Origin of the sequence: Acidaminococcus hominis (assembly GCF_022484025.1) — a bacterium.
Classification (GTDB): domain Bacteria; phylum Bacillota; class Negativicutes; order Acidaminococcales; family Acidaminococcaceae; genus Acidaminococcus; species Acidaminococcus hominis.
On record NZ_JAKVMG010000001.1, the window covers coordinates 567,293 to 580,819 of the forward strand.

Below are 13,527 nucleotides of genomic sequence, written 5' to 3' on the forward strand. Positions count from 1 at the left end.
CTAAGGGGGATTACATCATGGGGAGAGAAAATAAATGGTTTTATGCTTCCATTATGGCTGCGGTTTTTGCTGCGGGGGCAGGCTTTCACCCTGCGCTGGCAGCCGGTATTACTATTGGGACCCTAGACCCGGCGACGAAGGTCCTAACGCCGGCGGCTAATACACCAACGGGATTAACTCTGTCTACTAAGGCTCTGTACGGGACGACCTATACACAGAACCCTTCTCATACGGCGCTTTCCTTATACGGCGAAGGAACGAGCCTGACGCTTGAGGTAACCTCTAGCACTCCCGCTGGTGGAGAACAGGATATTCCCGGTCTTGTGGCGGCTGGGTATGTAACCGAAGCTGCGACAGCAGCCACTGGTAATACGCTCTCCCTGACGGACCAGGCAGCCATTACTGTGAAGCTGGGTTACCATTACCAAGATAGTGACATTCATTACAGCCTTGCCGGCGGTATTTCCAGTCAAGGTGCCGCCATAGACAACAACGTTACTCTGAACAACACTCCTATAACACTCGTGAATAACCCGCAGCAAGCGGTGGATGAGAAAAATACAGAAGATAAGCGAGAGCTGCAAAAAAACTGGCAAGTTTCTGCCAGTCTCGTCGGCGGTGCCGGTGCGTTAACGGCTGCTGGCAATACCGTTTCTATTACGGACGCTGTGATTACGGGGACGTATGATGGCGTCTATACTAGTCAACAGAATAGTCCTCTCAAGCTGAATGTTACGGGCGGTGCCGCCTTGGCTTCTGAGGCGACTTCCGGTATGAGTGCCAATCATAATAGTGTGACCATTACCCAAACAGCAGCCGGAGGTACTTCCAGAGGTGCCTATGGCGACATTACGGGCGGCTTTAGCAGCTACGGAGAAGCCAATAACAATGCTGTCAAACTGGAGAACCTGACCGGAGCAGCACTGGATAGCATCTACGGTGGCGTTTCTGGCATCAATGCGTTGCCGGATAAGCTGCTAGATTACAATCAGCTTACGCTCAATGACCTGTCCCAGACCTACGCCGTTTCCTATACTGCAGACAACAATACCGTTTCTGTAAGCGGCTCGAATGCAGAGGAAGGGGATATTTATGGCGGCTATGCCGCAAGCGATACAGAATTATCATCGGCTGCAGAGACTGCCTCAAACGTAACCGTGCCAGTGACCTTGACCGCACAGGCCAGTGGTAACACGGTCACTGTGGCTGACAGCACGGTGGACAGTATTAGTGGCGGCATGGCAGAAGGCAATCTTTTTACTAGCGATGAATTTGATACGGACCTCATTACCATTTCTCCCCAACTCATCATGCATACAGACGCAAACACAGTGAAAATTACAAATTCCACCATAACCTGGGATATCTATGGCGGCCACAACTGGATCATGGAAGACTATGGCACTAATTCGTATGCGACAAATCCGGATAAACTGACCCTCCTGACTGCCGATGAAAATACCGTTTACCTGGAAAATTCCCAAGTGAAATACGGTGTCTACGGTGGGTCGGCTCTTGATCAATACGATGATTATAAACTATTGGCACCAAGTCCCTTCCAAGGCGAGGCCAATGGGAACACCGTGACCTTAGTGAATACAGCTGCTGGAAGCGTAGTCTACGGCGGAGAAGTCGAGGGTATGGATGTTTTTTGGAGCGGTGCGCTTGATACGACGCTAACAATGGAAGAAATGGCCGCCATCATGAAACCCTCCAATGCTAACAATAATACGGTCACCATTACCTATCAGCTGGATACGCAGAATAAGTCCGGCGAAATTGCCGGCGGTTATACGGTCTATGGCGATGCCAACAACAACCAAGTCTCCGTGACAGGGAAAATTCTCGGTACCGGTACGGACGCGCAGGCTAATTGGTCTCTAGGCGGATTTTCAACTTATTCTGGCAGTACGCATGAGTATACCAGAAATATAGAAGGCGGCTATACCGAAGGCGGTAATGCCAATGACAACAAGGTTAGCGTAAAAAATGTGGCAATCCTGGGATCTGTCGTCGGCGGCTATGCAGATACATTTGTTGACTTCGCTTTAGATACGGCAGGTGCACTTTCGCAGAACTGTAATAACAATACCGTAGCTTTGGAGAATGTCTACGGTTTTTCCGAAGAAGGCAACAGCACCATCTATGGTGGTTGGGCTATAATTCAGGGAGACAATCCGCATGTTGATTCCCCTTTCGTTCCCAGCTATAGGACGACAGCGCAAATTCAGCAGAATGCCTTGGGCAATACAGTCACTCTGCAAGGTGACGTCGCCACGCCGACTATATCCATCGTAGATGGCGTCTATGGCGGCTGGTCCGGCGATGTGATTACCATCGGGATTCCCACCACGGCTGCAGACGCCCGCTTCTATACCGATACTGCTGCCAGTAACGACAACACCGTCTCCCTGTCTAACTATCAGTCTGGCTACGTCGTAGGCGGCGAAGCGGAACTCAACCTGAGTGCCATAGGCGTAACGGACGAGGAAGCAGCAGTAAGTACAGCAAGTACGGCAGAAACGGTAAGCGCGCCGACCGTCACCCTGGCTGCTGTCGGCACGGCCAATAACAACAAGGTCAGCCTCACCGGCAGTACCATTACCTCCTCCGTCCTCGGCGGTGCAGCCGTGGTTAACACCACCTTGGATGATGCTCTCACGAGCTCCGACATCACCTTTAACCGGACCCATTCTGACACAGCCCAAGGAAATACGGTCACTCTGGCGAAAACCAAGGTAACGGATAACGTCATCGGCGGCCTGGCCCTCCGCGGCACAGCAGCGGGTAACACTGTAACCATAGGAGCAGACTCGCAGGCAGCCAGCCTCTACGGCGGCGTCTCCGGCTACGGCAAGGCTATCGGAAATACGGTCAACCTGGCCGGTGGCACAGTTGCTAACGTCTATGGCGGCGCCACAGGCGTCCTGGGTACGGGCAGCGACCTGCAGAACTCTTTAACTGATGCCATCACCACTCTGGCCGACGTTTCTGCAACGATTACAGACCCTGACGTTTCCCAAAGCGATGCTAACGGCAACACGGTGAACTACTACGGCGGCACCGTCACGGACAGCATCATCGCCGGTAAATCTGCTTCCGCGGCGGCTGATAACAACACGGTCAATCTATATGCGCCCTTAGTGGAAACTGGACTGAACCTCTACGGCGGCATAGGCAAGACTGAAAGCACCGGCAACACGCTGAACGTCTACTCCAATGGTAATAGCGTGGGTAATTTGGACCACTTCCAAAAGCTCAATTTCTACGTACCTAAGAATGCAGTTGCCGGTGACACAATGCTGACGGTGACCGGTGACGCCAATCTTGCTGGCGCTGCGATTTTGGGCGGTGTAGAGGAAACCGCCAAACTCACCTACGGGGACGAAGTGAATCTCCTGTACGATGCCAATGGACTTAGCACGGATGGCGCTTCCCTGGGCGTCCTGCCTGGCAAAGACAGGATTCTGAACGCCGGGTTTGTCAGCACTCCGGTGGAAGTACAGCAGAAAGACAAGAATACCATTATCCTGAAAGTGCTGGATCGTTCCGCTTCCACCCTGTCTCCTGATACCAAACTGATTGCCGAAGGTAACGCCGCAGCCCTGAACTTCATTGGGGCGGGGGCGGATACCGCAATGGATGCGGGCTTTATGGCAGCCTCCCAGGCCAGTCAAAACAGCGAAAGCCAGAAGACCTTTACGCCTTACGTGACCATTGGCGGGCAGAATATGCGCTACGATACCGGCTCCTACGTGGACAGCAACGGCTACGCCGGGAACCTGGGCCTGGTGAGGAGAATCCCGAATGCCAACTCCGTGGATACCATCATGCCCTTTGCGGAATACGGCAAAGGCAATTATACCAGCCACCTGGATAACGGCAGCCGGGGGGACGGCACCCAGCACTACGGCGGCGTTGGTCTGCTCTTGCGTCGGGACCTGAATAACGGTGTATATTATGAGGGCAGTTTCCGGGCCGGCGTGATGGATGGGGATTTCCGGGGTGCCCTGGAAGGGTACTATACAACGTACGACACCCATGCCCGGTATGCCGGTGCCAGCCTAGGCCTGGGCCGGATCTATCAGGAAAGCGACAAGGATAGCGTGGATGTATACGGCCGGTTCAACTATACGCACCTCACCAGTGACGATGTAACCCTCCACAGCGCCTTGGGCACGGCGGACTACAACCTGGATGCCGCCGATTCCTACCGCACCAGACTGGGTGCCCGGTGGACCCATAACTACAAAGAAAATCAGTCCTACTATGCCGGTCTCGGCTGGGATTACGAATTTGACAGCACCACCAGAGCCACCTATGATGGCTTCAGTACCCCGTCGCCTGAGAGTAAAGGCTCCAGCGCTATGCTGGAACTGGGCTGGAAGAGCGATGCTACCAAGGAAAATCCCTGGGGCGCAGACCTGCGGCTTACTGGCTGGGCCGGGAAACAGAGAGGCCTGGTGTTTAATGCCAGCATTACACGGAGACTGTAAATGTGAAAGAAAGTAAAAATCATTCCTCCAGAAGCACTGAGCCTCAGGAGGAATGATTTTTTTCGTGAAATCGACAAACAGATGAGGCAATTACCGGTGGCGTTGAAGAAAACGGAGGATGGACTACAGTTTTTTGCAAAAACTGTAGAGGTGTTTTTAAGAATATATATCCGCTTCGCGGCAGCTTGGATAGGAACCCCATCCCGGTCACGGTTTAGTACTTGGGCGCGACCGGGATGGTTATCCTGATATTGCCTTTTGTGTTTTTTTAGCCAGTGGGACGCTTTCAACTAAGCAATTGCGGCGCCGTTTTGTCTGTCCTGTACAACGGCAGTATCAGGCAAGGAAGGTGTGGGTGGAGTCTCCGGTGGATGGGGGACAACCAGTAAATCTTTCTTTGCCATCAAGACCTTGCTGTTCCCGCTGGTTTCCTACCGCACTTAGTTTTGCTTTTCTGCACTGAATAAGTATCCAAAATACACTTCCTACAACCGTTTCATTTGCAACAATAAACTCCGAAATACTGTATACATTCACAAAAAATCCGCATATTTTTCTCTGCAAATTGACAAGTTTTCACTTTCTGACTACAATGGACTCAAAAATATGACTGTGGTCATAAAAATGGGATTGGTGTTATGGAAGCGATGGAAACGAAAAAAAGCGGCGGGGGTATTTTGGGAACCATTGAGCGGGTGGGCAACAAGCTGCCCCATCCCTTTATCCTGTTCCTGTACATCATCGCCATATTGGCGGTGGTTTCTGCGGTGTTTGCTGCTATGGGAACCCACGTAATCAATCCCTCCAACGGGAAGACCGTATTTGTCCGCAGTATCCTCAGCCAGGAAGGGCTGGTCTGGGTTGTAGAGCATCTGCTAAGCAATTTCTCCAGTTTTGCACCCCTTGGGTTGGTGCTGGCCATGCAGATGGCCATTGGTCTGGCGGAAGCAGCAGGGCTTTTGTCCACGGTGATGCGCCGGGCCATGATGGGGGTGCCCTTGTGGGCCCTGTCGGCTACAGTGATTTTCCTGGGCATCAATGGCAGTATTGCTTCTGAAGCGTCCATTATTGTCATTCCGGAACTGGCAGCCTCGGCTTTTGCTGTGCTGGGGAAGAATCCCCTGGCCGGGCTGATTGCCGGCTATGCGGCGACCAACGCGGGTTTTACAGCCAACGTGCTGATTACCGGTACGGATGCGCTGCTGTGCGGGGTTACCCAGGAAGCGGCCCATATCATCGACCCCAATGTGGTGGTTACGGCTGCTGACAACTGGTTCTTTATGATTGTTTCCTGCTTCCTGCTGACGGCGGTGGGCGTTGTGGTCAACGACAAGGTCATTACCCCTCGGCTAGGTGCCTATACGGGAGAACTGGCCACCGAAGGCACGTCTGTTACTCCTGCGGAGAAAAAAGGGCTGCGGTATGCTGGCATCTTCACGGCCGTTTATGTGGCATTGCTGCTTCTGTGCACCGTACCGGCAAACGGCCTGCTTCGGGGCAAGGGCGGCACCCTGATTCCCAGTCCTTTCCTGAACGGCCTGGTGCCCATCCTGATCATCTACTTTATCCTGGTGGGCGTGGTCTACGGCAAGACCGTGGGCACCATCAAACAGTCCAGTGACGTGCCGAAGTTTATGGCCCAGTCCCTGAACTCCCTGACCGGGTACATTGTGCTGGTATTTGTCATCAGCCAGTTTATTGCCATGTTCAACTTTACCAACCTGGGTATGGTTATTGCTGTAAACGGTGCTGCCGGGCTGCAAAATGCCGGGTTTACCGGTGTGCCGCTGATTATCGGGATTATTCTCCTTACCACGGTGGTCAACCTGTTCATGTCCAGCGGCTCCGCCAAGTGGTACATCTTCGCTCCGATTTTCGTGCCCATGCTGATGATTCTGGGATACTCCCCGGCTTTTGCCCAGGTCATCTACCGTATTGGGGACTCGGTAACCAACCCCATTACGCCGATTTATCCGTACCTGCCTATTATTATTGGCATGGCCCAGAAGTATGAGAAGAACACCGGCATGGGAACCATCATTTCCCTGATGCTGCCGTATTCCGGGGCTTTCCTGGTAGTATGGATTCTGCAAATGGCAGCCTGGCTGCTGCTGAAGCTGCCTCTGGGGCCTGGGGTATCCTGCTTCTTCTAAGCCTGCACCAGTTTGCTTTTAGAATTGCTGGAATAGGAGGTCTATTGCGTTGTCCTACGAATTGAAATTGCAACGGCTAGAGGAAATCCTGCGGGAATTCCGCTATCTGAAATCCATGGAATCGTTATTTGAGCTGGACCAGTGGGGGCTGCTGCCGGAACAGGGCGCAGCCTACCGGCAGGAGATGCAGGCCCTGGTGGCCGCCCGTAAAACGGGGCTGTTCCAAACGGCTGAGGCCCGGGAATTGGCCCAGTATTTTGCAGAAACCTCCGGTAATACTGCGGTGGAACGGGGCGTTATCCGCTTCTTCTTGTATCAATATCGGACTTTGGGGCTGATGCCCCAGGACCTGCTGCGGCAGTACAACTTGATTCGGGCGCAGGCTATGTTTGCCTGGAAGAAGGCCCGGGAAGCCAAGGACTTTGCTGTATTTGCACCTTATCTGGAACAGGTCTTTACCCTGAAGAAACAATTGGCCCTGGCGGCGAACCCGGACCAGCCGGCTTTTGACACCCTGGTGGCCCAAACCGATGAGGGCCTTCAGGCGGCTGTAGTAAGCCGGGAATTTGAGGTGCTGAAACACGGGCTCAAGGAACTGCTGGGCCGCCTTCGCCGCAGCGGCCGGGACTTTGACGACAGCCTGCTGCACAAGGACCAGGATCCGGACAAGATGCTGGCGCTGGCCAAACACCTGGTGGGGGAAATGGGCTTTGACCCCAAGCGGGGGACCATCAACCAGCAGGTTATCCACTCCTTTACGTCTTTTATGGGTCCCCGGGATTCCCGAATCTCCACCTACAAAAGCGGCAACCCCCATTTGCTGTACTCCCTGCTCCATGAGTCGGGCCACGCCATGTATTCCTACTCTACGGCGGAAGAATATGCGGCCGTAGGGCTGTGGGGCGGCAGCGAAGGGGGCTTTCATGAGTCCCAGTCCCGTTTTATGGAGAATATTATCGGCCGGAGCCGGGCCTACGCCCAACATCTGCTGCCCCTGCTCCAGGAAACGTTCCCGGATTTTGCCGAGGTGACGGCTGAAGGGCTGTACCAGGCTCTGAACCGGGTGCAGCCCAGTCTGCAGCGAATCAACGCCGACGAGGTCACCTACAGCCTCCATGCCATTATCCGGTTCGAACTGGAACGGGATTGGTTCGCAGGGAAATTGACTACCCAGGAGCTGAAAAAGGCCTGGGACGACAAGTACGAGGCCTACCTGGGGGTGCGGCCCCAAAATGACCTGGAGGGAATCCTCCAGGATATGCACTGGGCTGGGGATTACATTGGCTATTTCCAGAGCTATGCCCTGGGAAATATCTACGATGGGCAGATTTTGGCCGTGCTGCTGCGGGACGTGCCGGATTGCTATGAACGGGTGGGTCAGGGAAACTTTGCTCCCGTTCTGGACTGGCTTCGGGACCATATCTGGCAGTATGGCATTGTCTATACCGGCAGTGAGCTCATGACGCAGCTTACCGGAAAAGCCATGGACGCCCAGCCTTTCCTGGCTTATCTGAACCGGAAATACGGCGCCCTGTATGGCTGCTGAGGTGCCCCATGAAAAAATTGACCAAGGGGGACCAGACCAAGGAACATTTGTACCGCTGCGCCCTGGCGCTGTTTCGGGACAAGGGGTACGACGGGGTCACGGTGGACGCTATTGTTCAGCGGGCCCACGTGGCCAAGGGAACCTTCTACATCTATTTCAAAAGCAAATCGGATATTATCACCGAGCTGCTGAAGTCCTACGACTCCTATTATCTGGCGCTGGAAAATCAGCTGCAGCCGTCCATGGGGGTGGAGGAAAAATTTGATGCCATCATTACCGGTTCCTGCCGCTTTACCCAGGAGGAGATTGGACGGGAATGCATTCAGGTGCTGTATAAGGCCCTTTTGAAAGGGAATGACCGCTTGGACGCCCTGGACCTGGAACGGGCCCTGTATGGCATTTTCCGGGCTCTGGTGGTGGAAGGAATTGCCCAGGGGCACTACGCCAAGGCAACGGATCCGGACCATTTTACCCGGCTGCTGCTCCGGTGCATCCGGGGCACGTATTTCGAATGGTGCATCCAGACCAAGGGGTTTGATTTAACGGAAGAAACCCTAGGGCTTACCCGGGCTTTTCGCAAAGCCTATTGGGTGCAGCCCGGACCCAAGGAAGACTAAGAATTCCTGCCAGGAATAAGACAAAACGCTTCTGCTCGGATATTGCTGCCAAGCGGAAGCGTTTTTTGCGCCTTGGGTGGCGTATAATACCTTTTGCAGCTTGCAGGGGTCAGCTGGCAGGGGAGGATTGCCCCAAACCAGTACTGTGCACTGCTACAGTAGAGAAGAAGAGTGTAACTTTAGACCCCAAGCCGAATGCTTTTGAGGTGGATTTATGACCGTTATGAACGGACAGATTTTTGGGCTTAAAAGCAATAATTCCAGGCCTGGCAGCTTAAAAAGGTTCTTCACAAATTGACGATAATTTAACGAAAAGTAAGCTTATACTTTCCAATTGAAAAACGCTGTATTTTGTATAACAACGAGTAAAGCTGTAGGAAAATACAGGGCTCAAGCAGTCTTTAGCCAGCTTTGCGTTAGCTTGTGTATTTAATAAAGGTTTTATAGATTAGAAACTATTCTTATTAATAATGTTCATTTGTTACGATAATTTCATAAAACCTTCATGTATGGGGAAAAATGGCCATAATATTTTTGTTTCTGCAAAAAGTGTGTTATACTTAACATAAGAAAGCGGCTGGTTGTCCTCTGGTTGGGGCAGACAGACATCCCCGTTCAGGTTAGCAGCAACAGTTGTTTACGAAGTAGAAACGCCCTGAGCAGGAGACTATTCTTGCAGAAAAGAGAGTATCATGAAACCGTATATTAGCTATCAGGGCTACACTGGAAAAGTGGAATTGGATGTTATAACAAGACTGTACATTCTTAACGTCATGGAAATGCAGGGTGGCATCCATTTTATGGCCCCCAATTACGAAACACTGACGGAAGACTTCTATGATTGGGTAGACGATCTGATGTTAGGCAATGACGAGGAAGACGATACCCTGGAAGATAGGGGACTAAGTTATATGTAAGCCTCCAAGACCCGGTAAGGTAAATTCCCTGCCGGGCTTTTTTATTTTGTTAGGAGATGGAATGGTATGGCAACGGAAGGGGAAGCGCCCAGCAGCACGGCGAAAAAGGTCTGGCGGGTGCTGAGTATAGACTTTGACTATTACCTGGATACTACACTGGAAGTCCGGGATGAGGAATTTCCTCCCGGTGGAGATAATATCCCGCCTCAGGAACTGAAAGCGGAATGGCAGCAAAGCTACCAGGAATACCCGCAGCTGCGGCGTTTGGGGCTGCGGCACCTGCCTTATGCCTACCATTGCCACGTGCTCCACGCTATCCACCGGGGCAAGGCCTACGTGGCCGACAGCCATGGGGAGATTGTAGAGCTGCTGAAGCAGATTCCCCGAGCTGAAACCCTGGAATTGACCCATATCGACTTTCATCATGACAATTACGTATCGGCCGGCAGCAAGGTGGACTGCGCCAACTGGGTGCATCACCTGCAGCTGCACCGGGATCCGGAGAATACCCACGTAACCTGGATCCGGCGGCTGGACAGTGAAATGGCGTCCCTGTACGGGCCTTTCCCTTATCCCAATACCACGGATTATCATATTTCCAGTCTATATGATTACGTATTTCTCTGCTTTTCTCCGGAGTGGACGCCGCCCCATCTGCGGGGTGCTTTCCAGAAGCTGGTTCAGGCAGTCAAACAGCTGCACCCCAGACTGCTAAAATCTGGAGAGAAACTGTAGGGGGCATATTCCCTGAGGAATGGCCACTGGAGACAGGAAAGCGGCCCGGCAGCTGAAGGCATCTTGGCCTTGCCCCAGCGCTATGCAGCCTTTGACCGGAACCGCCTGCAAATACTGCCGGTGCCTTGGCGAAAATTTCAGCAAAAAAAGACGTCTCTGGATTTCTTCAGAAACGTCTTTTTTAATGCAATTGTGCTTTACAGAGATCTAAATACCCCAATGACTTTCCCGGTAATCCGGATGTTGTCCGTACCAATAATGGGAGAATAGGCATCATTTTCCGGCTGGAGGCGAATCTGCTTTAGGTCCCGGAAATACCGTTTGATGGTGGTTTCTTCGTCATTAATCAGAGCTACCACAATGTCGCCGTTGCTGGCGTAATCCTGCTTGCGGACAAACACGTAGTCGTGGTCATAAATACCGGCATTCTTCATGCTGTCGCCTTCGACAACCATCATGAACACATCGTCCCGGCAGCCAATCAGGTCCATGGGGATGGGGTAGGTATCCTCAATATCTTCTACTGCCAGAATGGGATCACCGGCGTGGACAGCGCCTACCAATGGCACGGGTACCATATCCTTTTTCCGCCAGCCCAAGTCCTGGGGCATATAAGTACGGGGCTTTTCAGGGTCCCATTTCAGATAGCCGGCATCTGCCAGCTTTTTCAGGTTATTATGCACAGAAGCGCTGGAAGAAAGACCTACTGCCTGACCAATTTCCCTTACCGAAGGGGGATAGCCGTTGGAAAAGGTGTAGGTGTTGATATACGTAAGAATCTTGGTCTGTCGATCAGTTAAGGAAGTAAGCTTAGATTCGGAATTGGCTGCATTGTTCATAGACAGATCTCCTTTACCCCCAAAATCCGCTTTTGGGATATTATTATCGAATAAATATAGGTTGCTACTAGCCTTAGTATACCAAGCTTATCCCAAAAAATCAAACAAATGTTTGCAAAAAGCGCAATAAAGCCTCAATTTTGCACAAAACGAACAGGAAAAGTGGAAACAAGCACAATCGATATATTGTGGTAGGGCTGAAATGGTTTGAAACGTCCAAATTTGCGATTTGACGAGATTTAAGTGAAAGTACAATAACTTACTCACGCAGAATTGGAAAAAACGATTCTAAAGCCATTTAACGCATGAAAAATCAGCCGGGAAAAGGAAAAAAGTAAGGTGTACGCTGAGAACTCAAAAAAAGTAAACTGGTATCCTAGCAGAGCACCCGAAAACACTGGGTGCAAGCTGCAGAACAGCAAAAATGGCTAAAGCAGCAGACTGGCATCCAGATAAACAGTTGAAGTCACACCAAACCACAGCTTGCAGAGGAATGCTCAAATAACCCAGTTGCCTGAAAGCAAAACCATACTTGGTCCAATACGTCCAATACGAATGAAGGTCCGTTGGATAAATCACAGCTTTGACGAAATGCAGAGACTCAGGCGCCTATAATATGATGTCTCAAAGTTCGGAGGCAAGGCAAAGACACAGGCAATAAAAAGGAAGTTTATGGCACGGTAAAAGCCGATTGTCCAACGTGAAAACCAGCAGCGGCAGTATGGCGAACATCATTTAAAAATGCTTGCGAACCGGATTTGTAAGGGAGTTGTAAATTTCTGGAAAAAATCAAGAAAAATTTTACGTCCTATAATATATATTATGTTAAATAGTGTGGAAAAAATTTAACAAAGGGTAAGTTCCTGGCTTGCCAACCGTTAAAAAGTCATACTATTGGCGCCAGCCCAGGCGCTGCCAGTGTTTGCAGGCTTTATTTTTTCGGCAAAGTGCTTTCTGGTCCTACAAACCTATTGCTTTCAGGTCCATTTAACGGTATTTTCCTTTTTAGCTTCGGGCTTTATTATCTATACCATAATTATATACGTATAGATATATGCAGGACCTTTGCGTTGCTTTTCTATGACGCAGCTTTTTGTAGTTTTTACCTTTTACGTTTCCTACTTTTTCGTTTGGCCCCCGTGAGTATGTGTAGCCGATGCTGCCACTGGGCTTTTGCGCTGCTTTAAATCTATTCCTTTAACAGTACTGTCCTACAGAATATCCCTCTTTTTTATGGAGTTGCGCTTGGTTTTAAATTTATCTTTTCACATTTGCTATTTTACCTTATTGGTTTTTATCCTACTGCTGGCAGTATTGCTCCCTTATTTGGGCGAAAGATTGCCTTTTCAAAGCTGTAGTTCTATTTCGTCCTGATAATCACTACATATGGTAGCATAATTCCTGCTTTTCCGTCATAATACTGCTATATATGCTATGACCGCCAAATTTCGTTTCTGAGGCGTTTTTTTAAGGGGGTGCATATACTTTTATATAGGCCATTTTGCATCTAAAATGATTTCAGCCCCATTTTGGAAGCAATTTTCCAAAATGAGACTGTAGAATGGCGAACAGGTGAAAACCGGTCAGCTGATTACGCAATTTAGCTAGGTTATTTAGTTGAATCCTATAGACGTTTTCCCAGTTGGTAGGCATCTTGTATAAAATGGCTATGCTTGGTCATAAAGGGCGTGCCGCAGCCCGTGCCCAAAATCATGCCTTGGTCTGCAAAGCCGCAATATTTTACCAGCGTTTGGTAGTGGACCCGCAGGGCCTCAAAGGTCCAAGAATCATCATTCCAGGCAACGGTTAGGAGGGCCGATTTCAAATGGGCGGAATGGAGTGAAGAATTGAAGGAGCAAAAACGGTCAACAATGCTCTTTACTTTAGCTGAGCCGTCATGCCAAAATAATAAAGGGGAGTGGCCAAAACCAACATATCGGAAGCTAAAATTTGCTGTTTTAACTGGGGCATACCATCTTTTTGCACACAGGGGCCTTCGTAGCCGCAGGCTAGACAGCCGGTGCAGGGATGGACCTGGGCGTGGGCTGCATCAATGACGTGAACCCGGTGTCCTGCCTCCTCTGCTCCCCTTTTGAAACTTTCCACTAACAGGTGGGTGGAACCATTTTGGTTGGGACTGCCCATTAATACGGTAATATCCATTTCACTCGCTTCTTTCCATTAATTAATCGAATAATTAATCGAACAATTAATTATTCGGTGT

The 13,527-nt window shown here is 50.7% G+C and carries 8 protein-coding genes; 6 read left to right on the top strand and 2 right to left on the bottom strand.

What is annotated here, in order from left to right:
- Window positions 1–17 precede the first annotated feature (17 nt).
- The 6 genes from LKE88_RS02660 (at window position 18) to LKE88_RS02685 (ending at window position 10,464) form a co-directional block, all read left to right on the top strand.
- Window positions 18–4,496 carry an autotransporter outer membrane beta-barrel domain-containing protein gene (locus tag LKE88_RS02660; protein WP_147351154.1) on the top strand — a complete coding sequence of 1,493 codons (4,479 nt, stop codon included), beginning with the start codon at window positions 18–20 and terminating at the stop codon, window positions 4,494–4,496.
- Window positions 4,497–5,134: 638 nt separating this feature from the next.
- Window positions 5,135–6,649, top strand: a complete 1,515-nt coding sequence (locus tag LKE88_RS02665; protein ID WP_199614631.1) for an AbgT family transporter — start codon at window positions 5,135–5,137, stop codon at window positions 6,647–6,649.
- A gap of 61 nt (window positions 6,650–6,710) precedes the next feature.
- Complete coding sequence (locus tag LKE88_RS02670; RefSeq protein WP_276802675.1) at window positions 6,711–8,195, top strand: gluzincin family metallopeptidase; 1,485 nt, start codon at window positions 6,711–6,713, stop codon at window positions 8,193–8,195.
- 8 nt (window positions 8,196–8,203) lie between these two features.
- Window positions 8,204–8,812 (top strand): TetR/AcrR family transcriptional regulator, encoded by a 609-nt coding sequence (locus tag LKE88_RS02675; protein WP_105325488.1) that lies wholly within the window; start codon window positions 8,204–8,206, stop codon window positions 8,810–8,812.
- Window positions 8,813–9,504: 692 nt separating this feature from the next.
- Window positions 9,505–9,729: a hypothetical protein gene (locus LKE88_RS02680; RefSeq protein ID WP_105325487.1), complete on the top strand. Its 225-nt coding sequence runs from the start codon at window positions 9,505–9,507 to the stop codon at window positions 9,727–9,729.
- A 66-nt stretch (window positions 9,730–9,795) separates the two neighbouring features.
- Window positions 9,796–10,464 (top strand): hypothetical protein, encoded by a 669-nt coding sequence (locus LKE88_RS02685; RefSeq protein WP_105325486.1) that lies wholly within the window; start codon window positions 9,796–9,798, stop codon window positions 10,462–10,464.
- A gap of 197 nt (window positions 10,465–10,661) precedes the next feature.
- Here LKE88_RS02685 and lexA read toward each other — a convergent pair whose 3' ends face one another.
- Together lexA and LKE88_RS02695 are read right to left on the bottom strand one after the other, a co-directional pair.
- Window positions 10,662–11,303: a transcriptional repressor LexA gene (lexA, locus tag LKE88_RS02690; protein ID WP_105325485.1), complete on the bottom strand. Its 642-nt coding sequence runs from the start codon at window positions 11,301–11,303 to the stop codon at window positions 10,662–10,664.
- A 1,878-nt stretch (window positions 11,304–13,181) separates the two neighbouring features.
- Window positions 13,182–13,466: a flavodoxin family protein gene (locus tag LKE88_RS02695; protein WP_231086286.1), complete on the bottom strand. Its 285-nt coding sequence runs from the start codon at window positions 13,464–13,466 to the stop codon at window positions 13,182–13,184.
- Window positions 13,467–13,527 lie beyond the last annotated feature (61 nt).

What these genes read in the sequence shown, in the direction of transcription:
- LKE88_RS02660 (WP_147351154.1), top strand. Translation starts at nt 18, where the DNA reads ATGGGGAGAGAAAATAAATGGTTTTATGCTTCCATTATGGCTGCGGTT.
- LKE88_RS02665 (WP_199614631.1), top strand. Translation starts at nt 5,135, where the DNA reads ATGGAAGCGATGGAAACGAAAAAAAGCGGCGGGGGTATTTTGGGAACC.
- LKE88_RS02675 (WP_105325488.1), top strand. Translation starts at nt 8,204, where the DNA reads ATGAAAAAATTGACCAAGGGGGACCAGACCAAGGAACATTTGTACCGC.
- LKE88_RS02680 (WP_105325487.1), top strand. Translation starts at nt 9,505, where the DNA reads ATGAAACCGTATATTAGCTATCAGGGCTACACTGGAAAAGTGGAATTG.
- LKE88_RS02685 (WP_105325486.1), top strand. Translation starts at nt 9,796, where the DNA reads ATGGCAACGGAAGGGGAAGCGCCCAGCAGCACGGCGAAAAAGGTCTGG.
- lexA (WP_105325485.1), bottom strand. Translation starts at nt 11,303, where the DNA reads ATGAACAATGCAGCCAATTCCGAATCTAAGCTTACTTCCTTAACTGAT.
- LKE88_RS02695 (WP_231086286.1), bottom strand. Translation starts at nt 13,466, where the DNA reads ATGGATATTACCGTATTAATGGGCAGTCCCAACCAAAATGGTTCCACC.